Annotated in this window: 20 protein-coding genes; 4 read left to right on the forward strand and 16 right to left on the reverse strand. The window is 75.5% G+C overall.

Annotation, left to right across the window (positions count from 1 at the left end; translation table 11 throughout):
• Positions 1-240 precede the first annotated feature (240 nt).
• A complete protein-coding gene (locus DFJ68_RS16120; protein WP_121034603.1) occupies positions 241-882 on the reverse strand; it encodes an arsenate reductase/protein-tyrosine-phosphatase family protein in 642 nt (213 codons plus the stop codon).
• Between the two features lie 110 nt (positions 883-992).
• Between DFJ68_RS16120 and DFJ68_RS16125 the strand changes: the two genes are divergently transcribed.
• The 3 genes from DFJ68_RS16125 to DFJ68_RS16135 all read left to right on the forward strand — a co-directional run bounded on the left by DFJ68_RS16125 (position 993) and on the right by DFJ68_RS16135 (position 4797).
• Positions 993-1919, forward strand: coding sequence for an NAD-dependent epimerase/dehydratase family protein (locus tag DFJ68_RS16125; protein WP_121034604.1), 927 nt, complete (start codon positions 993-995; stop codon positions 1917-1919).
• Entirely contained in the window at positions 1916-3184 is a 1269-nt protein-coding gene (locus DFJ68_RS16130) for a nucleotide sugar dehydrogenase (RefSeq protein WP_121034605.1), read from the forward strand. Before DFJ68_RS16125 ends, DFJ68_RS16130 begins: the two co-directional genes overlap by 4 nt.
• An 86-nt stretch (positions 3185-3270) precedes the next feature.
• Entirely contained in the window at positions 3271-4797 is a 1527-nt protein-coding gene (locus DFJ68_RS16135) for a choice-of-anchor P family protein (RefSeq protein WP_147431621.1), read from the forward strand.
• 81 nt (positions 4798-4878) lie between these two features.
• Here DFJ68_RS16135 and DFJ68_RS18995 read toward each other — a convergent pair whose 3' ends face one another.
• The 10 genes from DFJ68_RS18995 to DFJ68_RS16185 are packed head-to-tail and all read right to left on the reverse strand — an operon-like array spanning position 4879 to position 16725.
• Entirely contained in the window at positions 4879-5421 is a 543-nt protein-coding gene (locus DFJ68_RS18995; protein WP_276330710.1) for an acyltransferase, read from the reverse strand.
• The gene (locus DFJ68_RS16145) at positions 5414-5977 is read right to left on the reverse strand and encodes an acyltransferase (RefSeq protein WP_121034607.1); all 564 of its coding nucleotides are present in this window, start codon (positions 5975-5977) and stop codon (positions 5414-5416) included. The genes DFJ68_RS18995 and DFJ68_RS16145 overlap by 8 nt, the downstream gene beginning before the upstream one ends.
• Positions 5952-7283: a lipopolysaccharide biosynthesis protein gene (locus DFJ68_RS16150; protein ID WP_147431622.1), complete on the reverse strand. Its 1332-nt coding sequence runs from the start codon at positions 7281-7283 to the stop codon at positions 5952-5954. Before DFJ68_RS16150 ends, DFJ68_RS16145 begins: the two co-directional genes overlap by 26 nt.
• The gene (wzy, locus tag DFJ68_RS16155) at positions 7280-8857 is read right to left on the reverse strand and encodes an O-antigen polysaccharide polymerase Wzy (RefSeq protein ID WP_147431623.1); all 1578 of its coding nucleotides are present in this window, start codon (positions 8855-8857) and stop codon (positions 7280-7282) included. Before wzy ends, DFJ68_RS16150 begins: the two co-directional genes overlap by 4 nt.
• Complete coding sequence (locus DFJ68_RS16160; protein WP_121034610.1) at positions 8854-9981, reverse strand: glycosyltransferase family 4 protein; 1128 nt, start codon at positions 9979-9981, stop codon at positions 8854-8856. The genes wzy and DFJ68_RS16160 overlap by 4 nt, the downstream gene beginning before the upstream one ends.
• The gene (locus DFJ68_RS16165) at positions 9978-12338 is read right to left on the reverse strand and encodes a glycosyltransferase (RefSeq protein WP_147431624.1); all 2361 of its coding nucleotides are present in this window, start codon (positions 12336-12338) and stop codon (positions 9978-9980) included. Before DFJ68_RS16165 ends, DFJ68_RS16160 begins: the two co-directional genes overlap by 4 nt.
• Positions 12338-12955: a sugar transferase gene (locus tag DFJ68_RS16170; protein ID WP_121034612.1), complete on the reverse strand. Its 618-nt coding sequence runs from the start codon at positions 12953-12955 to the stop codon at positions 12338-12340. The genes DFJ68_RS16165 and DFJ68_RS16170 overlap by 1 nt, the downstream gene beginning before the upstream one ends.
• Positions 12952-14127 (reverse strand): DegT/DnrJ/EryC1/StrS family aminotransferase, encoded by a 1176-nt coding sequence (locus tag DFJ68_RS16175; RefSeq protein WP_121035461.1) that lies wholly within the window; start codon positions 14125-14127, stop codon positions 12952-12954. The genes DFJ68_RS16170 and DFJ68_RS16175 overlap by 4 nt, the downstream gene beginning before the upstream one ends.
• A 23-nt stretch (positions 14128-14150) precedes the next feature.
• Positions 14151-14795, reverse strand: a complete 645-nt coding sequence (locus DFJ68_RS16180) for an acetyltransferase (protein ID WP_121034613.1) — start codon at positions 14793-14795, stop codon at positions 14151-14153.
• A gap of 1 nt (position 14796) precedes the next feature.
• Positions 14797-16725: a nucleoside-diphosphate sugar epimerase/dehydratase gene (locus tag DFJ68_RS16185; RefSeq protein WP_121034614.1), complete on the reverse strand. Its 1929-nt coding sequence runs from the start codon at positions 16723-16725 to the stop codon at positions 14797-14799.
• Between the two features lie 221 nt (positions 16726-16946).
• On the opposite strand from DFJ68_RS16185, the gene DFJ68_RS16190 reads away from it, so the two are divergent.
• Positions 16947-17807 carry a GAF and ANTAR domain-containing protein gene (locus DFJ68_RS16190; protein ID WP_121034615.1) on the forward strand — a complete coding sequence of 287 codons (861 nt, stop codon included), beginning with the start codon at positions 16947-16949 and terminating at the stop codon, positions 17805-17807.
• A 28-nt stretch (positions 17808-17835) separates the two neighbouring features.
• Here the strand turns inward: DFJ68_RS16190 and DFJ68_RS16195 are convergent, their stop codons facing one another.
• The 5 genes from DFJ68_RS16195 to DFJ68_RS16215 are packed head-to-tail and all read right to left on the reverse strand — an operon-like array spanning position 17836 to position 24312.
• Positions 17836-19266: an AMP-binding protein gene (locus DFJ68_RS16195; protein ID WP_121034616.1), complete on the reverse strand. Its 1431-nt coding sequence runs from the start codon at positions 19264-19266 to the stop codon at positions 17836-17838.
• Positions 19259-19876, reverse strand: a complete 618-nt coding sequence (locus DFJ68_RS16200; protein ID WP_147431625.1) for a hypothetical protein — start codon at positions 19874-19876, stop codon at positions 19259-19261. The genes DFJ68_RS16195 and DFJ68_RS16200 overlap by 8 nt, the downstream gene beginning before the upstream one ends.
• The gene (locus DFJ68_RS16205; protein WP_121034618.1) at positions 19873-21708 is read right to left on the reverse strand and encodes a hypothetical protein; all 1836 of its coding nucleotides are present in this window, start codon (positions 21706-21708) and stop codon (positions 19873-19875) included. The genes DFJ68_RS16200 and DFJ68_RS16205 overlap by 4 nt, the downstream gene beginning before the upstream one ends.
• The gene (locus DFJ68_RS16210) at positions 21705-22703 is read right to left on the reverse strand and encodes a hypothetical protein (RefSeq protein WP_147431626.1); all 999 of its coding nucleotides are present in this window, start codon (positions 22701-22703) and stop codon (positions 21705-21707) included. Before DFJ68_RS16210 ends, DFJ68_RS16205 begins: the two co-directional genes overlap by 4 nt.
• Before the next feature lie 10 nt (positions 22704-22713).
• The gene (locus DFJ68_RS16215) at positions 22714-24312 is read right to left on the reverse strand and encodes a MoxR family ATPase (RefSeq protein WP_245963705.1); all 1599 of its coding nucleotides are present in this window, start codon (positions 24310-24312) and stop codon (positions 22714-22716) included.
• Positions 24313-24318 lie beyond the last annotated feature (6 nt).

Consider the following 24318-nt stretch of genomic DNA (forward strand, 5'->3'; position numbering starts at 1 on the left):
GCAAGCGCGTCACCGATCCATCACGACGGCGCTCGGGAGGCGGAGCGGCGCTCGGACTGACACGATTGTCCGGGCCACCGCGGCCTCCCTTCCGCCGCGGACGGCACTCGGGCGCGCGCCCGTCACCGGCCGACCGACTCCTTCCGGTCCGTGGCAGCCGCACCGCGGTGGGGGGTCGGGCACGGAACCCGGCCCCTCACCACCACCCGCCGAGCGGGCACCGCACCCCGGGGACGCCGGTCAGTCGCGTCCTACGAGCGCCGCGGCCACGGGTGCCAGGTCGGCCTCGATCTGCCGGGCCATCTGCTCGTAGACGCCGCGCCCCCGCCGGTACGGGTCGACGACGTCGGAGTCGGCGGCCGACCGGGGCGGCACGGTGCCCCGCAGTGAGGCCGCCGCGGCCGCCACGGCGGACGGGCGGTTCTGGCCGGCGGCGGCGAGCGCGTCCGCGGCCGCCGACAGCTGCCCGCCGCGGGCGAGGTCGGCGAGGTCGCCGAGGGTGAAGGTCCGGTTGAGGGCGCGGGGCAGGAGCGTGACGACGGCGGCCCGGTGCTCACGGGCGGCGCAGACGACGAGGTCGGCGCCGGCCACGATGTCGGCGGTGAGCCGGCGGGCGACGAACCCCGACGGGTCGCCGCCGTGCTGCGCGAGCAGGGTCGCCGACTCCGGGTCCATGTCCGAGCCGACGAGCGCGCCGGTGCCGGCACTGACGACCTCGGTCGTGCGGCCCGCGTCGCCGAGCAGCCGCCGCAGCCGCCGCTCGAGGTAGGGCGAGCGCGCGACGTTGCCCGTGCAGACGACGAGCACCCGTCCGTCGGTGCCTCCGGGAGTGGCGTCCGGACGGTCGGTCGGGGAGTCCGGCTGCGCCGGCCACGAGGTCATGGTGCCGAGCCTAGGGGCTCCTTGATGTCACTATGTAACCGCTTTGCACGATTTAGACCTTTGGTCCCGTAGGGTGAACGCACCAGCCCGGCGCGACGAGCGGAAGGCCCATGCGACTCCTCATCACCGGCGGCGCCGGCTTCATCGGGTCGACCCTCGCGACGCTCGCGGTCGAGGACGGCCATGACGTCACGGTCCTCGACGACCTGTCGACCGGGCACCGCGACAACCTGCGCGACCTGACGGTCCGGCTCGTCGAGGGCTCCGTCGTCGACCGTGCGGCCGTCGACGACTCGATGACCGATATCGACTCCGTCGTCCACCTCGCCGCCCTCGGGAGCGTGCCGCGCAGCATCGCCGACCCCGTCGCCACGCACGTGGCCAACGCCACCGGCACGCTGACGGTGCTCGAGGCGGCGCGGGCGGCCGGCATCCGTCACCTCGCGTACTCGTCGTCGTCGTCGGTCTACGGTCTCAACCCGGCTCTGCCGAAGCACGAGCGGGAGTGGGTGCGCCCGCTCAGCCCGTACGCGGTCACCAAGCTCGCGAGCGAGCAGTACGTCCTCGCCTACCAGCAGTCGTTCGGCCTCTCGACGCTCGCCTTCCGCCTCTTCAACGTCTACGGGCCGCGCCAGCGCCCCGGGCACGCCTACGCCGCCGTCGTCCCCGTCTTCCTCGACCGCCTCCTGCGCGGCGAGCCGCTGCGGGTCAACGGTGACGGCCTGCACTCGCGCGACTTCACCTACGTCGGCACCGTCTGCCGCGTCCTGCTCGACGCGGCCCGGCGCCGGGTCACCCACCCCGAGCCGGTCAACCTCGCCTTCGGCACGAGCACGACGCTGCTCGAGCTCGTCGCCTCCCTGGAGCGGGCCGCCGGCATCGTCGCGACGGTCGAGCACGTCGACCCGCGGCCCGGGGACGTGCTGCACTCGCAGGCCGACGACGCCTCCCTCCTGCGCCTCTTCCCCGGCATCCGCGCCACCCCCCTCGACGAGGGTCTCGCCGAGACCGTCGCCTACGTCAAGGAGCACCTGTGAGCAGCACTCTCGTCGTCGTCGGTCAGGGGTACGTCGGCCTGCCGATCGCCCTGCGGGCCGCGGAGACCGGCCGACGCGTCGTCGGTCTCGACACCGACGCCGCCACCGTCGCCGCCCTCAACGCCGGCACGTCGCACATCGGTGACATCACCGACGACGAGCTGCGCCGCGGCCTCGCCGCGGGCTACCGCGCCACGACGGATGCCGGGTGCATCGCCGAGGCGGACACCGTCGTCGTGTGCGTGCCGACCCCGCTCGCCCCCGAGGGTGGCCCCGACCTCGGTGCCGTCGAGGGTGCGGCCCGGGCCATCGGCAGCCACGTCTCGCCGGGCACCCTCGTCATCCTCGAGTCGACGACCTACCCGGGCACGACCGAGGAGATCTTCGCCCCGCTCGTGCTCACCGACCGCTTCACCGTCGGCGTCGACCTCAACATCGCCTTCTCGCCGGAGCGCATCGACCCGGGCAACACGACCTACGGGGTGCGCAACACCCCCAAGGTCGTCGGTGGCGTGACGCCCGAGTGCACCCGCCGGGCCCGCGACTTCTACGCCTCCTTCATCGACACCGTCGTCGAGGCCAAGGGCGCCCGCGAGGCCGAGATGGCCAAGCTGCTCGAGAACACCTTCCGACACGTCAACATCGCCCTCGTCAACGAGATGGTGCGCTTCTCGCAGGAGCTCGACATCGACCTGTGGGACGCCATCGACTGCGCCGAGACCAAGCCCTTCGGGTTCATGGCCTTCCGGCCCGGCCCGGGGGTCGGTGGGCACTGCATCCCGGTCGACCCCAGCTACCTGTCCCACCGCGTCAAGGCCAAGCTCGGCTACGCCTTCCGCATGGTCGAGCTCGCCGAGGAGATCAACCACGCGGCTCCCGACTACGTGGCCGCCCGGGTGCGCGACATGCTCAACGACGCCTCCCTGCCGGTTCGGGGCTCGACCGTCCTGCTGCTCGGGGTCACCTACAAGCCCGACGTCGCCGACTGTCGCGAGAGCCCGGCCGACCCGCTCGCGGTGCGCCTGCGCTCGTGGGGCGCCGACGTGCGCTACCACGACCCCTTCGTGCCGGTGTGGCACCCGCACGGGAGCGACGAGACGTTCCACCGGGAGGCCGACCTCGGGGCCGCCGTCGCGGCGGCCGACGCCGTCGTGCTGCTCCAGGCGCACGCCCGGTACGACCTCGAGGCCCTCGCCGACAGCGGCGCGGTCGTGCTCGACACGCGCGGCCGGCTGACCCCGAGCAAGGTCGTGGCCCGCCTCTGACGAGACGGCCCGTCCATGCCCTTCCCCTCGGCTCGCCGGTTTGGTTGAATAATCCGACTTGTCCGTTTAGACCAAGGGGAACGATCATGCGGAGATGGACATCATGGCTGCGGCTCCGGACGGCGGCGGTCGCCGTGCTCGGGGCCGTGGCCGTCGTGGCGGTCGGGGCCGGCCCGGCCCAGGCCGCCACGGCCGGGAACAAGGCGTTCGCGGGGTACGCCCACGACCTCAAGTCCTACGTGCTGGCGACGGGGGCCGTCTCGGCGGGCCCGGTCGTGGCCGCCGGGGTGGGGTGCTCCGACCGGGCCACCCTGTTCTACCAGGACAGCGCGGCCAGCTCGTCGCTGCTGGGGCTCACCCTCAACGGCGTGCAGACGAGCAGCGGCGGGTTCAAGAGCGGCACGGTGCAGGAGAACCGCTCGACGTTCTCGACGACGAACGTCAACCTGCCGATCGGCACCGCCTCGCTGCGGGCTGACTCGATCTCGGTGACGACGAGCGTCTTCTACGACACGTCGACCCGTACCTTCTCGCAGAGCTCGACGATGACGGTCGCCAACCTCAGGGTGCTGCTCACCCCACTCGGCCCGACGATCGTCAGCATCAACGGCACCGTGCAGCCGAACTTCGGCATCACGGTCCCCGGCATCGCCACCCTCGTGCTGCACGGCAACCGCGTGTCCGGTTCGGCGAACAGCAGTGCCATGGGCACCCTGTCGACGGCCGTTCAGGTCGACCTGCTCGGCGGCCTCAGCTCGACCCGCGTCGGTGAGGTCTCCGCCTCGCTCTACGGCACGCCCGACCAGACCTTCATGTACGGTCAGGGTGAGGGCGTGCGCGTCGCGGCCTCCGACCAGCTGCTCACCGTCGGGCCACTCGTCACCGCCCAGCTGCCGTGCGTCGGCAACGGGGGCGCGGCATCGTCCGTCGCCGGCACGAACGGGTTGCCGGCCCTGCTCGGCAACCTCGGCGTCGTCACCTCCACGGCGACAGGCAGCCGCTCGGACCTCCAGGCCGACGCCCGCACCACCAGCCAGGTCGCCTCGGTGAACCTGCTCGGTGGTCTCGTCACGGCGGATGCCGTGGGGTCGACCTCGCGGGTCACGAGCACCGACGGCGCGGAGACGGTCGACCGGTCGGCGTCCGCCTCGACCTTCACCGGGCTGACGGTCGCCGGGGTGCCGGTCTCCGCCGACGCGGCTCCGGGCACGACGATCTCGCTCGCCGGCATCGGCCAGGTGGTGCTCAACGCGCGCACCGCCTACCCGACCGGCGTGGAGGTCATCCCGCTCACGGTGCGGGTCAACCCCGGCAACACCCTCGGGCTGCCGTCGGCGACGATCGTCGTGGCGCGTTCGTACGCCTTCCTCACCGGCCCGGAGACGACCCCGGCGGCGCTCAAGGCCGCCCGCTCCTTCATGACGAAGCAGTCGGACGAGCCGGCCGAGGCGGTGAAGCCGGCTCCCTCGAGCCCGGTGACCGGCCTGCAGAAGCAGGCCGCGACCTCGAGCGCGAAGCGCACGTGGAGTGACGGGGGCACGCACCGCGTCGCCGTCGCACCGACCGTGAAGGCGCCGACGAAGGCGCCGACGAAGGTGACGGCGAAGGGCTGACGCCGGACACGCGAAGGGCCGGGGCACGTGCCCCGGCTCTTCGTCGTCCCCCCTCGAGGTCGCTGACACGAGGGTCGAGCGTCACGGCAGCCGGTGGCGCAGCTCGCGCGCCGGGACGCCGCCGACGACCGCACCCGGGCGCACGTCGCGGGTGACGACCGCGCCCGCGGCGACCGCGGCGCCACGACCGATGACGACGCCCGGCAGCACGGTGACGCGGGCACCGATGAAGACGTCGGCCTCGACGACGATGGGGGCGCTGCGGGCGGGCTGGTCCCAGAACCGCCCCCCGTCGGGCGGGACGGGGTGGTCGTTCGTGACGAACAGGCACTGCGGCCCCATGATGAGGCGCTCGCCGAGCTCGATCCGGTCGGGCCCCGTGCAGACCGTTCCCGCCCCGATGCCCGCGTCGTCGTGCAGCCGCAGCCCGGGCGCCAGCCGCACCCCGGGAGCGATGTTGACACGCGACCCGACCCCGTCGCACAGCCCGCGCGCGAGGGCGGCGCGCAGCGCCCGCCCACCCGGGAGCAGCGGGTGCAGGCGTGACGCGAACCCGTAGTACGCGACGGCGCCGAGGCGTCGGCGCCCCGCCGTCACGAGGCGCGACCGGATGCCGTCAGCCACCGTCACCCCCCAGGGCGCGGGCCGGCACGCCCACCACCGTCGACCCCGCGGCGACGTCCCGCGTGATGACAGCGCCGGCGCCGGCGGTCGAGCCGTCGCCCAGGCTGACGCCCTTGAGGACGGTGACCCGGGCCCCGAGCCAGCAGTGCGCCCCGACCGTGACCGGAGCCGAGTCGTGGGCCACCGGGTCGATGGTGCCGTCGGAGGCTCGGGCGTGGTCGGAGTCGCGCAGGACGCACATCTCGGCGACGAGCGTGCCGGGCCCCACGCGCACCGACCGGCGGGCGACGACGACGCTGCCGGGGCCCACGAAGTCACCGAGCAGCTCGAGCCGGCCGGCGGGTCCGACCTCGATGACGGTCCCGCCCGCCACCGCGCAGGGGCCGAGGACGAGGCGACCGCCGGGCGCGACGTCGACCCGCACGCCGCGGGCCAGGCGGGCCCGGGGGTGCACCCGGACGCCCGCGAACCGCAGCGTCAGGGCCTGCGCCCGAGCCTGCTCGAGGCGCACGCGCAGGCGCGTCGCGGCCCTACGGCGCAGCGACCGTGCGTCCATCGGTCCCCTCCTTCGTGGCTGGGTGGTGCTCGGTTCCGGTCAGGCTGGCTGCGACCGAAGACACGGTCGACATCTCGGGGGGCCTCGAGCGGTACAGCAGGAGACAGGCCGCCGACACCCCGGCGTAGACGAGCAGCGACGCGACCGCCGCCCCGAGCATGCCCCCGACGGTGATCGCCACCCAGTAGACGCCGGCGCTCGCGACGAGCGCACCGGCCCCGACCACGGCCGAGAGCCCGACCCGGCCGCCCCCGAGGACCATGCGCATGACGACGTCGAACGGCACGAGCAGCAGCTCGCCCACGAGCAGCAGCAGCAGGGGCACGACCGCCCCGAGGTAGACGGGGTCGACGGCGTGGACGAACAGGAGACCGGCGACCGCCGCCAGGGCGACCGCGGGGAGGCTCCAGCGGTAGGCCCGCACGAGGTGCGGTCGCACCGGGGTGCGACCGCGGTCGTTCGCGGCCTCGGCGTAGGCCACCTGGCCGAACGAGGCGGGGACGAAGCGCGGCATCTCCGCGAAGCTGCCGGCCAGGCTGTAGACCGACACGGCCACCGGGCCCACGATGACGCCGAGCAGGATGCGGTCGAGGCGGAAGGCGAGCGCGAGACCGCCGGTGAGGACGAGGCTCGGCGCCCCGACCCGGACGAGGGTCCGCGCCGAGGGCGGCCCGGTGGCGACGTCACCGGTCGGGACCTCACGAGCCGGACGGGCCTCACCGGCCCGGCGCCCTCGCAGGTGCAGCAGCTGGACGACGTTGACGGTGAGCATCGCGCCGGCCTGGGTCGTGACGGCGGCCCCGAAGGTGGGGGTGATCAGCGTCGCCACGGCGGCGGCGACGGTCGTCAGCGCGTTGGCGGTCGCGTACACCGCCCCGGTGCGGAAGTCGCTGCGGGCGAACCACAGCTCGACGAGCTGGGCCGTGAGCACGAGACCCGTCCCGAGGGCGGCGACCGCCGCGGCGTCACGGAGGCCGCCGACGGCATCCGCGACCCCGAGCAGCCCGAGCACGGCCGAGGCCAGCACCCCGTGCGCGACCGCGCACCCGAGCGTGAGGCGCAGGTAGGCGTGCTCGAGGGCGCCCGGGTGGTCGGAGTGGGGCAGGAGGCGGCGCAGGCCGACGCTCGAACCGAGCCCGGCGAGCGGTGCCGTCAGCGCGAGGGCGGTGACGAGAAAGACGTAGCGGCCCCGCTCGTCCGCGGGCAGGGTCGCCGAGGTGGCGAGGTTGGCGACGGCGGCGAGGCCGAGCTGTCCCGCGCTGCCCGTGGCGACGGCGAGCACACCGCCCCGGCGTGCCGTCGTCACGACGCACCCCGTGCGGCGCCGACCGGCCGGGCGGTCCGGACCGGTGGCGGCCCGGCGGCGGCCCGGCGACCCGCGCCGGCACTCTCGTGCTGCACCCGGGCCCACAGGTGCACGGCGAGCACGACGGCCAGTCCGATCGCGACCTGCGGCACGACGGCGGCGAAGCTGTTGCGCACCGCGATCGTGAGCGGCAGCGCGACGACCGGGAAGACGGCCAGGCGCGCCGCGGTGTCGAACGGTCCGCGGCTGAGGCGGCACAGCACGACGGCGAGCCCGACCATGACGACGACGACGCCCGCCACACCGGCGGCGTCGTAGCCCTCGGCGACCGGCGAGCCACCGATGGCGCCGACCAGCTCGTTGACCTTGACGTTGAAGAGGCGGGGGTCGTCGACGGGTGGGCCGCCGTGCCACCCGGTGAGGCCCTCGACGACGCGGAGCGGCACGGCGACGAAGCTGACGAACCACGTCGGTTCCTGGCCGGCGCTCGACCAGCGCATCACCTCGGCGGTCGGCCGGATGGAGAAGCCGAGCTCGGTCACGGTCGAGACCACCCCGTCGAGCAGGCCGCCCGGGCCGGGCTGCGCCCCCACCCGCGTCAGGCGCACGACCGACGCCCCGCCCAGGGCCGCGACGGCGGCGACGCCGATGAGCAACGCGGGCACCCGGCGCCCCACGAGGGTGCGCGTCGCGAGCAGCACGCACGCGGGGAACAGCACCGAGCCGCGCAGCCCCAGCGGGAACAGCACGAGGGCGAGCACTGCGAACACGACCAGGCCCCACCGCCGCGCGGTCGTGTCGCCGAGCTGGGTCAGGCTCGAGCCGACCCCGAAGGCCCACAGGGCGTAGCCGGTCGTCTGGTCCTGCGCCGCCTCGAGGAAGGCGAGGTACCCGCCGCCCACGAGCCCCAGGCCCCCACGTCCGACGATGGCGACGGCGAGGACGAGCACGCCCAGCCCCTGCAGCGCGAGCCCCGTGGCCGCGACGGCGTCGCAGAGGCGTCGTTGTCCGGGGGCGAGCGCGCGCCCGTGGACCTCGGCCCGGTGTCGCGCCCGGTGTCGCGCCCGGTGTCGGGCCCCACCCCCCGACACGCGACCTGACACACGACCCGAGCCGGAGGGGGCAGGACGCCGGGACGACCGTCGTGCGCGCCACCGGCCGCCGAGGTACTTCGCCCGGTGACGGGCGCGGTGGGCCGGCGAGCGCGGGGCGAGGGCGAGGGCGATGACGGCGAAGACGAGGGCGCCGACGGAGGCCACCGTGACGGCCGGGCGCAGCCACGGGGTGGCGACCCAGTAGACGGCGGTCGTCGTGACGTCGGCCAGCGTCGTGACGCCGAAGACGCCGAGGGTCCAGACCATGCCGAAGTGGAAGAGGCAGAACAGGCCGAGCCACAGCACGGGCGCCGCGGTGAGGTCGCCACCCCACCGCAGGGCGACGACCCCGACGCAGCCCACCGTGACGACGAGGGTCGCCGCGGCCATCGTCGTCAGGTCGGGCTCGTCACCGCGGGCGAGCACGACGACGGCGCTGACGACGCAGGCGAGGGCGGCGAGCACGAGCAGGGGTCTCACGCCGACGCCCCGCACACCCGTCTCCACTGCTCCAGCACGCGCTCGAGGTCGTGCGATGAGCCCACCATCGTCGCCCGCACCCGGTCGGGCGGGACGGCGTCGTCGAGGGTGCGTCGCACGGCGGCGGCGAAGGCGGCCGGGCCGGCGGCCGGCGCGACGAGCGTCACGCCGTCGAGGTCGCCGCAGGCGGCCCGGATGCCGGGGAGGTCGCTCGCGACGACCGGACGTCCCGCGGCCAGGGCCTCGAGCACGACGAGGGGCAGGCCCTCGCGCACCGAGGGCAGGACGAGGACGTCGGCGGCGGCGACGGCCGGGCGGACGTCGTCGAGCAGCCCGAGGTCGTGCACCCGGTGGCGCACGTCGTCCCCGACGGGGCCGAGGTCGCCCGCGTCGGCCGCGCCGGCGAGCAGCAGGACCGCGTCGTCGTCGAGCTCGCGAAGCAGCGGGACGAGGGCGGCCCGGTTCTTCTCCGGCGACCCGCGACCGACGTGGAGCAGCACCCGCCCCGACGAGGGGAGGCCGAGGGCGCGACGCGACGCACCGGCATCCTCGGGGGTGAAGCGGGTGAGGTCGACGGCGTTCGGCAGCACGACGGCGGTCGGCCCCGGGCGGCGGCCCGAGAAGGCGAGGGTGCTCGGCGTGACCCCGACGACGGTCGTGGCGCCGAGGCGGAGCAGCACGCGGGAGACGGCGCGGTAGGCGCGGCGGACGCGCGAGCCGGGGCGGCCGTCGCCGTCGCTGTGCATGACCGCGACCCGGCGCCGTACGCCGACCGCGGCCGCGACGAGCAGCACGAGACCCGACGCGAGCGACACGTGCGAGACGACGACGTCGGGCCGCAGGCGCCGCAGGGTGAGGGCGAGGCGCACGGGGAAGGTGGCCCAGGGGGTGGTCGCACAGGGCACGTCGGGCACCCCCGCGGCGGCGAAGTCACCGGTGAGGCGCCCGTGACGACCGCTCAGCGCGACGACGGTGTGGCGGCTGTGGCCCTCGGCGACGAGCCGTCGCGTCGTCTGCAGCAGCATCCGCTCGGCCCCGCCGACGTCGAGGCACCCCATGACGTGCACGACGGATGCCGGCCCGTCCGGGGTCGCCGGGGTCGCCGGGGTCGCCGGGGCCGTCACGTCGCCGCCCGTCGGCGGGGGCGGGCGACGTCGAGCACGGCGCCGACGAGGTCGTCGACACCGTCGCGACGGTCGAAGACCCGACCGGCCGCCTCGAGGTTGTGCCGCACCGAGAGCCGCCACGCGTCGGGGTCCGCGACGAGGGCGGCGAGGGCGTCGGCCAGCGCGGCCGGGTCCCGGGGCGCCACCGTGCGGTGCGGCTCGAGCAGCTCGGGGACACCGCCCACGGCCGTGGCGACGCACGCCATCCCGTCGGCCATCGCCTCGACGAGGGCGCGGGGCAGCCCCTCGGTCCACGAGGCGAGGACGAAGACCTCGTGGCGGCGCAGCTCGTGCAGCAGGTCCGCGGCGTACAGGTGCCCGGTGAAGGTGACCCGGCCCGGCGCGTGGCGCTCGGCCGCCTCGCGGAGCCGTTCGCGCAGCCGCCCCTCACCGACGACGGTGAGGCGCACGTCCAGGCCCCGGCCGGCCAGCAGCCCGACGGCCTGCGTCAGCTCGTCGACGCCCTTGTACGGCTGCTCGAGGCTGGCCACCGTGACGAGCGAGACCGCCGGACGGGCGGGGGCGGGGCGTGGGTCGGGCCGGGGCGCGAGGGCGCGGGCGGTCGAGATGGCGAACGACCGGCCCGGGCCCGTCGATCCGGTCGGCGGGTAGCGCCGTTGCAGCGCCTCGGCCGTCACGAAGTTGGTGACGGCGGCCCGGCGGGCGGCCCAGCGCTGCACCGCGGGCAGCAGGCGGTGTGCGACCTGGCCGCGCAGCCCGGGCACGACGTCGGGGACGACCGACTCGGCCGGGTCGCCGACGACGTTGACGACGAGGGGCCGTCGGGCGAGGCGGCCGGCGACGAGCGCGAGCCCGCCCACGACACCGGGCTGGTCGGCGTAGACGACGTCGGAGCGCCGGACCGCTGCGACGGCGCGCGCGGCGTTGCGGGCGAGCTCGAGCACGGACGCCTGCAGGCCGGTCCCGCCCGACACGAGGGGGACCGCTCGCGCGCCGGGGGCGAGCACCGACCCGCCCGGCTCGGGCGGGCCGACGCGCACGCCCAGCTCGACGTCGGCCCGCTCCGAGAGGGCGGCGACGAGGGCGAGCGGCGTGCGCCCGAGCACGACGGAGCAGGCGCCGTCCGGAGTCGTGGCGGTCCAGCCGCGCTGCTCGCAGAACGCGGCGACCCGGACGCGCGCCCGCTCGTCCGGCCCGTCGGGGACGTGCACCACGTCGAGCACGACGTCGCGCACGGCGGCGACCGCCCGGTCGCGGTCGAAGCGCCGGCGCACGTGGGCGCGGGCCCGTCCACCGCGGTCGGCCAACGTCCCCGCCCGTCGTGCGGCGGTCGCGGTCAGCAGCGCGACCGCGAGGGCGTCGACCGAGCCGGCGGCGACGACCCACCCGCTGTCGGGGGTGACCGCCTCGGGGAGGGCCCCGGCATCCGAGACGACCGACGGCACGCCCATCGCGGAGGCCTCGAGGGCGGCGCCGTGGTTCTCCGAGAGCGACGGCGACACCGACAGGTCGGCGGCGGCGTAGTACGGGCGCACGTCGTCGACGCTGTCGAGCCACGTGACGGTGGGGTCGTTGTCGAGGGCGAACCGCTCGACGAGAGAACGACGGTGGCGTTCACCCTCCGCGTCGAAGCCGTGTCCGACGAGAACGAGCCTGGCGCGGGGCTCGGCCTCGACCACCTGCGGCCAGGCCTGCAGCAGCACCTCGTGACCCTTGACGCCGACGCCGGGGAAGACGCGCGACTTCGGGGCGTAGACGTAGGCCACCATGACGACGACGAAGTGGTCGTCGCCGAGCCCGAGGGTCGTGCGCAGCGGGGCCCGGTCCGCCGGCCGCGGGCGGAAGTGCTCCAGGTCGACGCCGTAGGGCACCGCGCGCAGCCGCTCGTCGGGCATCCCCAGCTCGCGGTACCGGTCGGCCGTGTGGCCCGAGCCGGCGATCAGCCGGGTGTCGAGGTGCATGAGCAGGCGCTCGGCCGTGCGGATGACGGGGCTCTCGAGGTACAGCGGGCCGGCCACCATGTGCACCCGCGGCACGTGCAGGCGCAGCGTCGCGAGCCGGGTCGCGAGGGCGCTCGCGTACAGGTGGTAGAACACGACGTCGGGTCGGGTCTCGCCGATGAGCCGGCGCAGACGCAGCAGCCCGATCGCGGTGCGCGGACCCGGCCGCAGCCGGAAGTCGAAGGGCGTCTCGGCCACCGCGATGCCCTGCCGGTCGAGCGCGCGACGTAGCCGCCCGGGCCCGGGCGGCAGCACCGCCGTCACGCCGACTCCGGTCTCGCGCAGCGCGACGAGCTGGGGGACGACCCACAGGCCGCCCTCGTTCGTCTTGAGCACGAGCGTCACCCGCGGCATCACGGCTCCCGGGCCGTCGTGCCGGCGAAGACGGGCATGGTCGCCTCGCCGTCGGCGCTGATCCCCTTTCGCAGCAGGACCGCTCGTGCGGTGGCGACGAGGATGCGCAGGTCGAGCAGCAGGCTGCGACGGTCGACGTACTCGACGTCGAGGGCGAACTTCTCCTGCCACGTCAGGGCGTTGCGGCCCGAGACCTGGGCCAGGCCGGTCAGGCCCGGCGCCACCTCGTGCCGTCGTGCCTCCGCGGGCGAGTAGAGCGGCAGGTACTGCACGAGCAACGGCCGCGGGCCGACGAGCGACATCTCGCCCCGCACGACGTTCCACAGCGTCGGCAGCTCGTCGAGGCTGCTCGCCCGCAGCCACCGCCCGAACGGCGTCAGCCGTGACGCGTCGTCGACCAGCCCCCGAGACGGGTCGACGTCGCGCATGCTGCGGAACTTGCGCATCGTGAAGGGGATGCCGTCCCGGCCGGGTCGCGCTTGCGCGAAGAGCACCGGGCGCCCGAGGTCGGCGGCCACCGCGGATGCCACGACCGCCTGGACGGGCAGGGTGAGCAGCAGCAGCGGCACCGCGACGGCGAGGTCGAGGGCGCGCTTGGCCGCAAGGGAGGCGGTCACCGGCCCAGGTACCCCACGAGCTCGTCGACGACCCGCTCGACCTCGTCGTCGCGCAGCGAGGCCCCGCTCGGCAGGGTGACGCCGGTGCGGAAGAGCTCGTCCGAACCGCCGGTGACGAAGGCGCGGTCGCAGGCGAAGACCGGCTGCCGGTGCATCGGCTTCCACACGTGCCGGGCCTCGATGTCGGCGGCGGTCAGGGCCGTGACGAGGTCGTCGGCCACGGTGGCGCCGGGGCGGTCGAGCACCACCGTCGTGAGCCAGCAGTTGTCGTCGGCGTCGGTGTCGCCGTCGGAGCGGCCGAGCAGGCGCACGTCGTCGAACGGCGCCAGGGCCTCGGCGTAGCGGGCGCGGATGGCGCGGCGCCGGTCGATCATCGACGGCAGCCGCTCGAGCTGTCCCCGGCCGAGGGCGGCGAGCAGGTTCGACAGACGGTAGTTGTAGCCGACCTCGGTGTGCTCGTACCAGGGCACGGGGTGGCGCGCCTGGGTCGAGAGGTAGCGGGCCCGGGCGAGCAGCTCGAGGTCGTCGCTGAGCAGCATGCCGCCACCCGAGGTCGTCATGATCTTGTTGCCGTTGAAGGAGATCGCCGCCGACCGGCCGAACGACCCGGCGCCGCCACCGGCGTGCCGGGCCCCGAGCGCCTCGGCGGCGTCCTCGACGACGACGACCCCTCGCCGGTCCATCGCCGGCAGCAGGCGCGTGTAGTCGACGCACCGGCCGAGCAGGTCGACGGGCAGCACCGCCGGGACCCGGTGGCCCTCCGACCGCAGGGTGTCGACGGCGTCGACGAGCAGGTCGACGTCGACGTTGCCGTCGCTCGCGCGCGAGTCGACGAAGACCGGGCGCGCACCCGTGTAGACGACGGCGTTGACCGTGGCGGCGAAGGTGAGGCTCGAGAGCGGTACGACGTCGCCGGGGCCGACCCCGGCGTCGAGCAGGGCGAGGTGCAGGGCCGCGGTCCCGGACGAGAGGGCGAGGGCGCCGGCGACGCCGACGAGCTCGGCCACCTCGGCCTCGAAGGCGTCGACGTGGGGCCCGAGCGGCGCGATCCACCCCGACCGCAGGGCGTCGAGGACGTAGGCCTCCTCGACCTCGGTGACCTCGGCCTTGGACAGGTGGATGCGACCGACCGGGGGAGTCGCGGACGGTGCCGTGGCGGGGGCCGGCGACAGCAGGGAGGCGGCGAGCGCGGGCGTCACCACCGGGCCGGCACCCCCGTGGCGACGACCCCGGCGGGGACGTCCTTCGTCACGCAGGCGGCGGCGCCGACGACGGCGCCCCGACCCACCTTGAGGTTCTGCAGTACGGTGCTGTGGGTGCCGAGCAGCGCCTCCGTGCAGACGTGCACGCCGCCGGAGACGGCGACCTGGGGGTTGACGGTCACGTGGTCCTCCAGCGTCGCGTCGTGCGCGATGGTCGAGTTCATGTTGATGTGGGTGTGCCGACCGGTCTCGACGCCGCCCTCGATGCGGGCGCCCGCGCAGACGACCGTGCCGTCACCGAGGTGGACGTCGAAGCCGACCGTCGCGGCGGGGTGCACGAGGGTGGCGGCCTGCTTGCCCGCCGCCGTCAGCCGCTCGTCGATCGCCCGCTTGACCGCCCCCGAGCTGATGCCGATGACGTAGCGCACCGGGGCGTCGGAGGCCGCGAGCCACGCGGTGTCGCCGAGCAGACGGGCACCCCGGCGGGCGAGGGCGGCCCGGCTCGCCTCGGAGGGGTGGTCGTCGACGAAGCCGAGCAGCCGACATACGCCGTCCTGCGCCTCGATGCCGTCGACGACGTCGAGCACCTCGCGGCCGAAGCCGCCGCACCCGACGACGACGAGCCCTTCGGAGTCCACGTCAGACCACCGGCCCGGTGCCCTGGGGCACGGCCGTGGCCCCGCTGCGCACGAGGGAGAGCCCGGGCCGGGACGGAGCCGGCCCGGCACCGACGGGCAGCAGCGACGGGTGGAGGCTCAGGGCATCCGGCACGGTGGGGTCGACGCCCGACTGGCGGCGCAGGCGCGAGTGCGCCGACCGGTGGCTCGTCGGCGCGTACCGGCGCACGGCGTCGGTGTCGAGCGGTGCGACCGTGACGGCGCGGATGAGCGCGTTGTCGGTGAGGGTGGCCGCCTCGTGGTCGGAGAAGAGCTCCTCGGCGATCTTCTCGCCGGGGCGCAGACCGGTGAACGCGATCTCGACGTCGGTGCGCCCGCTCATGCGGATGAGGGTCTCGGCGACCTCGAGGATGCGCACCTGCTCGCCCATCTCGAGCACCATGACGTCGCCGTCGGAGCCGATGGCCGCCGCCTCGAGCACGAGCTGGCAGGCCTCCGGGATGAGCATGAAGAAGCGGCGCACGTCGGGGTGGGTCACGGTGACGGGGCCGCCACGCTCGATCTGGGCGGTGAAGGCGTGCACGACGCTGCCGCGCGAGCCGAGCACGTTGCCGAAGCGCACCGACACCCAGGTGCCGGGGTGCGTGCCGGCGAAGTGCGACGTCACCCGCTCGGCGACGCGCTTGCTGTACCCGAGGACGCACGAGGGGTTGGCGGCCTTGTCGGTCGAGATGTTGACGAAGGTCGAGACGCCGACCGCGGCGGCGGCCGTCAGCACGTTGAGGGTGCCGACGACGTTGCTCTTCCAGGCCTCGAGCGGGTGGGCCTCGAGCAGCGGCAGGTGCTTGAGGGCGGCGGCGTGGAAGACGACGTCGGGGCGGGTGCGCTCGAAGACCTCGGTGAGGGCCCGCTCGTCGCGGATGTCGGCGAGCACGAGCTCGTCGGAGTCGAGCAGACCGTGGCCGGCGATGGACATCTGCGTCGCCTGCAGCCCCGACTCGTCGCGGTCGAGCATGTAGAGCCGCTCGGGGCCGAACCGGGCGATCTGGCGGCACAGCTCGGAGCCGATGGAGCCACCGGCGCCGGTCACGAGGACGCGACGGCCGGCCAGCTGCTCGGCGATGACCCGGCTGTCGAGCTGGACGGGGCGGCGCCCGAGCAGGTCGGCGACGTCGAGGTCGCGCAGGTCGTGCGCCGTGGGGCGGCCGTTCACGATTTGGCTCATCGGCGGCAGGCTGAGCACCTGCAGGCCGGCGGCGTCGGCGCGGGCGGCGAGGTCGCGCAGGAGGCTCGAGTCGGCGTTCGGCAGGGCGATGACGAGCGTGTCGGCGTGGTGCTTCTGCGCCACGGCGGTGAGGCTGTGGCGGTTGCCCCGCACCCGCACGCCCTCGATGCGCAGCCGCGACTTCGACCGGTCGTCGTCGAGCAGGGCCACGGGCACGAGCGTTCCGCTGCCGTCGTGGGCGACGCTGCGCAGCAGGCGCCGGCCGGCCTCCCCGGCGCCGAAGACGACGACCCGGCGGGTGGCGGCGACGCCGTCCGACGCGCCGGCCGCTACCGCTGCGATGCGCCGGCGGCGCTGCGGGCGGGTGCGGGCCGTGCGCCAGACGAAGCGCAGCGCGTACATGAGGAGCAGGGCCACGGCCCCGGCCATGACCGGCACCCCGCGCGGCACGGCGTACGGGCTGGTGAGCATGACCCAGATGAGCAGGCCCGCGCCGACGACGCTGACGGTGACCCCGAGGTCGACGACCTCCTCGAACGAGCCGCGGGTGTGCCCGACGGCGTAGGGGCCGATCGCGTAGCCGACGACGGTCTGCAGCAGCACGGCGGCGACGGCGGCGAGCACCGCCCCACGGAGCATGTCGGGCTCGACGCTGAAGTCGAGGCGCAGCCAGACCGCGCCGATGATGGCGGCGACCCAGACGGCCCCGTCCGTGGCCGCCCACATCGCTCGCGTGATGTGCGCCCGTCGTCTGCTGCGCGGTGTCACGGCGCCCCCCGAGGTGTCGTGTCGTACGTTAAAGGTGACTTGTCCGATGTGACCATATATGGAGGTTTGTCCCCTGTCGCGCCGAGTTCGTGGGGCGGACGAGGTCGACGACGGGTCCTACGACGACGACCGGGGCGGCCGCGCGTGCGCGTGTCACCGCCGCGCGAAAGACTGGGGGGATGGACACCGCACGACCCAGCGCCCCCTCGAGCACCGAGCCCGACGATCCGGCCACCCCGACGACCCCGCCACTGCGCCGGCCGGTCCCGACCGACGACCGCTCCGCCACCGAGGAGGCGGCCGACATCGTCTCCGAGTTCCTCGACCGCCAGACGACCCGCGCGCACTGGCTCCTGCTCGGACACCGGGGCCCCGAGGCCGACCCCGCCCGCCGCCCCCCGATCGACACCGGCATCCTCGGCGTCGCCGTGACGATGGGTCTCGACGGCATCCCGAGCACCGTGGGCTCGAGCACCGGGGCCGCCCGTGAGATCGACGAGGTGCAGTACGAGATCGGGCAGGGCCCGTGCCTCCACGGGCTGCGCACCGGCGAGGGGCGCTACGTCCCCGACCTCGGGCACGACGACCGCTGGGGGCCCTACGGACCCGAGGCCGCCCGGCGCGGTGCCCGCTCGTGCCTGAGCATGCCCGTCCTCGACGACGGCGACCGGCCGGTCGCCGTCGTCAAGGTCTACGCGACCGAGGTCGACGGCCTCGACGACGAGCAGCGGGGCATCGGCTCCCGGCTCGCCCACGAGATCGCCGGCAGCATCGGCCTCGCCCACGCCCTCGCCGGGGCGGCCTCCGAGCTCGACACCCGCATCGAGGTGATGAACACCCGCCGCGTCATCGACCTCGCCCTCGGCGTCGTCATGCACCGCGACGGGGTCGGCCCCGACGACGCGTTCGCGCGGCTGCGCAGGGACTCGCAGGACTACAACGTCAAGCTGCGCGACGTCGCCCGGGCGCTCGTCTACGGCATCGCGCCCGACGCGGTCGAGACCGTCGAGGCGGCGCCCTACCGCTCGCGCCGGGGCTGACGCGCAGCCACCGTCGGGTGGTCCTGCGTCACGCCTCGGACGTGAAGCGCCGCGGCTTGCCCGGCCCGAGGTCGCGGATGCCGGTCAGCGCGGTCGCGGTCACCGGCTGGTCGAGCAGGGTGGCGAGGGCACGCCCGGCCGCGTCGGCGTCGCCGCCGACGCAGCGCGCGGTGACGCCGCCGTCGGCGGACTGCCCGACCGCCCAGGCGAGCACGCCGTGCCGCTGCATCTGCTGGGTCAGCTCGACCGACTGGACCCGGCGCCCCGACCCGGCGGTGAAGAGCACGGCCTCCCGGCCCTCGAGGCCGACGAGACGACGGTCGGCGCCCGTGCCCACGAGGGCCGCGCGGTCACCGGTGCGGTAGCGCAGCAGCGGCAGGTACGGGTTCTCGACGCTGCTGACGACGACCTCGCCAGGGGTGCCGTCCGGCACGGGTCGCCCTGCGGCGTCGACGATCTCGACGTGGGTGCGCCGGGGGACGAGCCGGTGCCCGCCGTCGGCCGACGTCGCGACCGCGACGGGCCCGACCTCGCGCAGGCCGTAGAGGTCGAGCACGGGGCAGCCGAGCACGCGTGAGAGCTCGTCGCGCGCGGGGCCCGACAGCTCGACGGCCCCGGAGACGACCGCGAGGGGCCGCAGGCGGCGGTCTGCGGAGCCGCTGAGGTCGGCGCCCACGACGGCGGCGAGGGCGAGCAGGCTGAGGGCGGAGCCGGTGACGACCTGGGGCCGGGCCGCGGCGAGAAAGGCGGCCCGGTCGGCCCGTGGGTCCGCTCCGCCCCACGCCGACGGGTGCAGGCTGACCCGGGCCATGGTCTGGTCGCCCCGCGTCGTGAGCAGCGACGCGTAGGTGAAGGCCTGCTCCTGGTCGACGACGCTGAGCAGCCCCATCCGGCCGGCGTCCGGCCGCCAGTCGACGTCCTCGCGACGCAGCAGGTGCTCGAGCAGGGGGACGTCCTTGGCGATGTCGACCGGGTGCCAGGGGATGACGAGGGCCGAGCCGGTGCTGCCCGAGCTCGTCCCCTGCACGACGCGGTCGAGGGGGACGTCGACGGGGACGAGGTCGGCGACGGCCCGCACGAGGTCCGCCCGTGACAGCAGCGGCACGTCCTCCCACCCCCGGACGCCGAGCCGCCGCAGCAGGGGGACGACGTGCCGCAGCCGGTCGAGCTCGGCGAGCAGCCAGTCGGGCGGCTCCGGTCGGCGGTCGCTCTCGTGTTCGGACAGACGAGCGGACCACTCCTGCAAGGCGATCCGGTCGTCGTCGGTGAGCAGGTCGCCGCACGCGTGCGTCCACCTCGGGGCGTGGGGATGGTCCCGCAGCGCGGCAAGGCGGTCCCACCCCGCCGCGTCGAGGCCGGGCCACCGCTCGGTGTCGGGCCGGACGGCATCCCCCATCGGCTCGTACCCGGGGAGCGCGGTGAGGCCGGCGGGGCCCGGCAGGCCGGGGGACTCAGACATGGGTGTACTGCGCGGCGGCCTCGCGCGCCCGCTTCTCGGTGAGACGGCGGGCCAGCTCGTCGGCTCGGGCCTGCTCGACCGCCGCGCGGCGCAGGGCCTCGCCGCGGCGGGACGTGCTCGTCGCGGCCCAGGCGTCCTCGGCCACGTCGTGGGTCTCGTCGCGCGGCCGCAGGCCGAGACACCGCAACCAGGCCCGGGCCACCTCCTCCTGGCGGTCGGGGTCGTCGCCGAACCACTGCGCGAGGGGCAGGGCGTCGACGAGGGTCGCGAACGCGAGCAGGGAGGCGAGCACCTCGTCGCCCGAACGGCGCCCGAGCTGCGTCGACCACGCGCGCTCGGCCAGCAGCCAGGCACCGACCTGCAGGGCGAGGCGATGGGCGATCGAGAGGGAGCCGAGGGCCGACCAGTCGCGGGCGGGCCGTCGCCCGGCCAGCTCGAGCGCGTCGGCAAGCAGGGCGCGGGTCACGATGTCGGGGGAGCGCACCTCCGCGGGCGTGCGCAGCAGCCGGGCCACGACCGCGGTGAGAGGTGGCCCGGCGTCGGTGCCCGGCAGGGGGCGGTCGAGCGGCGCACCGGCCGGGGCGGCGGGCGGGGTCGCGCGGGGCGTCATCGGTCGGCCCCCCACCGTCGTGCGGCGAACGAGCGTGCGAGCCCGACGATGTCGTCCGCCTCCTGCACGCCGACGACGGACCAGTCGCCGGCCCGGGCCCGGGTCCGCTCGGCGACCCCCGGAGGCACCTGCAGCACGAGCGTCCCGCCGCCACCGGCGCCGGCGAGGGCGGTGTGCGCCGCGTCGTGCAGCTCGGGTGGCTGGCCCGTGCCGAAGAGCGACTCGACGCCGTCGTCGGAGATGACGGCGACGTGGCAGCGCCGGTCCCCGGTGGAACCGCCGCCACCGCCGCCTCCGCCGCCACGGCCGGCGCGGCGGGGGTGGGCGTCGGCCAGCTGCGCGAGGGGGAAGCTCGTGCCGCCCCCGTGGTAGGTGAGCAGGGCGGCGAGGGCGGCCGGCTCGTCGCGGGCGAGCCCGCCGCTGCTCGTCACCTGACCCGGTCCCGACCAGCTCGTCACCCGCACCCTCGCCCCGACGCGCAGCGCCGACAGCACGAGCACCGCGCCGCCGAGCACGGCCGGCGACACGAGGCCCCGCGGGTCGGGCATCGAGCCGGAGGAGTCGACGTAGAGGTCGAGGTCGACCGGCCGTGGCCGCGGGTCGGACCCGCGGTCGCTCTCGACGACCCGGCGCACCGTCGTCATTCCGGGCAGCACCGTCGCCGAGCGCGACGTCGTGCCGATCCAGTCGACCTCGGCGAGGTCGTCGCCGACCTCCCACGTCTCGAGCCCCTGCAGCTCGGGCTCGCCCTCGGGCGCCTCCCGGTCGACCGGGAAGGGCACGAGGTGACGCCGCGCCCGGGCCCGGTACCAGTCGACGGCGGCGTCCCGGTCGAGGTCGAGGGCGGTGTAGAGGGTCGCGAGGTCGGAGGGCCCGAAACCCTGCCCGTGGACACCGGTGCGCACCGCGTCACCGTCGGGTGCCCGGCCGTGCCCGCCGGGAGTGTCGTCCTCCCTCGCGAGGGGGTTGACCCGGGGGTCGCGGGCGGGGTGCACGACCGGGGCGGTGAGGTCGTCGGCCTCACCGACGTCGGGGGCCTGCGACCCGTTCGCGACGACGCGGCACGGGCCGCTCGCGACGAGGGGGCCCGACGGGGCCACCGCGTCGGGGGCGGCGGGGTCGGGCAGGTAGCGGCGCACGAGGGCGGCGAACCCCGCCGCGCCGCCGACCGGGTCGCGGGCGAAGACCCGGGCGTGCCGGGCGAGGAAGCCGGCGTCGAGCTCGACGTCGCCGGTGCCGGCCGCCCCGGCCAGGTCGACGAGGCTGCCCCGGGGCAGCGACCAGAGCCGCTCGTAGGCCCGCAGGTAGACGTCGAAGTAGGAGGTGGGGGCTGGGTGCGGATCGCCGGCCGCGCCGCGCCGGCGGCGGGCCACCGGGGTGGCGGCGAGACGGCGGGCCGCGACGTACGGCCCGGTGAGGTCGAGGCCCCGGAGGCGGTGCAGCCGGTCGTTGATGAGCAGGTCGGTCCAGAGGTTGCTGACCAGCGCCGCCTGCTCGGGCCGGTCGCCGAGGCCGCGTCGGCACCGCTCGACGATGCGGGCCCGACCGGTGGCGTCGGCGGGCGCGAGCACGTGGTGGCCGATCTCGTGGGCCAGCACGGGCAGCGGGTCGTCCTGCAGGCCGAGCCGTACCACCGTGCGCAGGTCGACCGTCGCCCGCACGTCGTCGAGGTCGAACCACGCGAGGGCGGCGGGTGCCCCGGCAGCGGTGACGAAGACGGGCTCGGCGAGGCGCAGCGACGGGCCCCAGCAGTCGAGGGCGTCGGGCCACGCGGCCCGCCACCGTTCGGCGATGACCCCGAGGTCGAGGTCCTGGTCGACGTCGGCGCTCATCCGCCCACCTCGCCGCCGGCGCTCTCGTCGGGCCGCAGCGTGAGGCGGTGGCTCCAGCGGGTGCTCATGAGCACCGCCCCGGCGGCGCGGGCCGCGCCGGTGACGTCCTCTCCGTGTCGAGACCACCAGGGCTCGGGGGCCGGTGCCGGGTCGACATCCCCGGCGGGCCCGGCCGGCAGCACCGTGTCGCCGAAGGCGTCGGCCACCACGGTGAAGGCGTCGCCCCCCGCGCGCACGTCCCAGCGCAGCCCGTCGCCGCCCACGACGACCGGAGGGGCGGTCCACGCCCCACCGAAGGCGCGGAAGGCCCCGATGCGTCGGTCACCGCCGCCGTCCGGCCACCACACGGGGTGGGTCGCGTTGCGCCGCAACGTCTCTCGGACCTCGGCGTCCACCTGGAGCGTCGCCGTCAGCACGACGTCCGGCAGCGCCTCGGCCGCCTGCGACGCGGCCGCCCGGAGCCGGACGTGGCCGGCGCGCCAGGCCGCCACGGCGCCGAGGGCACGCAGCCGGTCGTCGGTGAGGCTGGTGTCGGTGGGCCAGGCCCGGAGGCCCGCTTCGAGCCCTCTGGCCCACGCCGTCAGGTCGGCGTGACCCCAGAGCCGCGTCGCCGACTCGACGAGGTCGCCGACGACGGAGGGCGACAGGTCGCGAACGTCGGCCACGAGGGCCGGCACCACCCAGTCGACGACCCAGCGGGCGAGTGACCCCTCGGCGTAGCGACGGGCGGGCACGAGCCGCAGCACGACGGTCGCCCAGCCGAGCGCCCAGGCGTCGGTGGTCGCGGTGGAGGCCGCCACCGCGGGCTGGCGGTCGAGCCAGCGCTCGAAGGCCGGCCCGGTCGCCCGGAGCGCCTCGGCGATCTGCGCGTCGGACGCGCCGCCCGCCCGCGCGGTGGCCACCGACCGGGCCAGCCCGTCGGCCGACCGCGCCACCGCGGCCGCCCACCGGGCAGCGGCAGGGGGCTGACCGGCATCCCTCGCGCGATCGGTCACGGGGTCGACCTCACCCCGACCACCGCAGCCACGCCAGGTAGTTGGTGTAGCGCTGGTGCAGGTACTTGAGGGCGAGGACGTCGTCGTAGAGGTGGCCGTAGAGCTTGCGCTGCGAGGCGACGTCCTCGAGCACCCGCTCGACGTCGGTGAGCCGGGTCCGCACGTCGGATGCCGACAGCCCGTCGAGACCGCGGTCGAAGAGGTCGAGGGCTGCGCCCACCGGGTCGTCGGCGTCGAGGCCGTCCGCGTCGTAGAGCCGGCACGTCGTGTCGAACATCGCGCGCAGCCACGAGACGCGGTCGGTGCGCAGCTCGGCGCCACCGGGGGCGTCGAAGGCGCGGGCCTCGTGGTCGACCGGCAGCTTCTGCCACAGCACGAAGGGCAGCACGGCGCGCACGTGCTCGACGGCGACCTCGGTGTCGCCGCGGAAGTAGGCCATCGCCTTGGCGTAGAGCACGATCGACTGCAGGGCGCGCACCGACAGGCCCGCCGTCGTCTGCGTGCCGACGTCGCTGCGGGGGTCGCGCCCGGTGTCGTCCTGCTGCACGAGGTGGGGGTCGACGCCGGCGAGGCGGGCGGTGTCCTTCGTCCGGTACTCGAACTGCCGACCGGCCCGCTCGAGGTACTCGAACTGCCCGGCGAAGTGCTCGACGCGACGCAGCACCCGCCGCGGCAGGGGTACGGCCAGCACCTCGCGGTGCAGGCGGTCGTGCTCGGCCTCGCTGAAGACGATGCTCTCGGGGACGACGTCCTCGGGGCGCACGCGGCGCTCCTCCCGCGCCACGAGGGCGGGAAGGAAGCGGTTGTTGAAGGGCAGGGCGGCCACGACGACGTCGATGCGGTCGCGCAGGGCGTCGATGACCTGGTAGGTGCCGCCGCCGGCGTCGTCGTTGGCGGTGAGGTACCAGGCGCTGCGGCCGGTCTCGTAGACCTGGTCGAAGCTCTCGACGTAGCCGTCGGCGAGCACCGTGAGCAGCGCCGACTGGGTGCGGGTCGGGATGCGGTTGTACTCGTCGACGATCTTGACCCGCATGCCGAGCCACGACCGCCAGGCGACGTCGACGTCGGACAGCTTCTCGGCCTCGACGAGATCACGGGGCAGCGGGGTGCCGAACAGGTCGGAGACCGTCAGCTGCGGGTGACCGTGCTGCATGGCCCGGCGCATCTCGCGCGGGGTGTAGCCGGCGAGCACGCCCATGAGCAGCGAGCTCGCCGTCTTGCCGCGGCCCGGCCCGCCGACGAGCAGGCAGCGGCCGCGCACCATGAAGGTGAGCAGGGGCATGAGCACGAAGCTCGAGTACGACTGACCGCTCGGCAGCACGAGCTCGCCGCCGCTGTCGCCCAGGCGGATCCGCCGGCTCGGGCCGTCGTCGAACTCGACGTCGTAGTGGGGGCTGATGATGGCGTGGTTGGTGACCCAGAAGTACGCCTGGCGCAGCTTCTCGTCGAGGGCCGGCCCACCGGCATCCTCGCCGGCCCCCGTCGACGCGGTGCCGTAGAGGTCAGTGAGGTCGAGCTCGTCGGGCGCGCGGCCCCCGGAGTGCGGGCGCGTGGGTGCGTTCGAGACGTGGCCGAGCGGGCTGCGGCTGGGCTCCCCGGGCGTCGTCACGTCCGC

The organism is Terracoccus luteus (assembly GCF_003635045.1).
GTDB classification, from domain to species: domain Bacteria; phylum Actinomycetota; class Actinomycetes; order Actinomycetales; family Dermatophilaceae; genus Terracoccus; species Terracoccus luteus.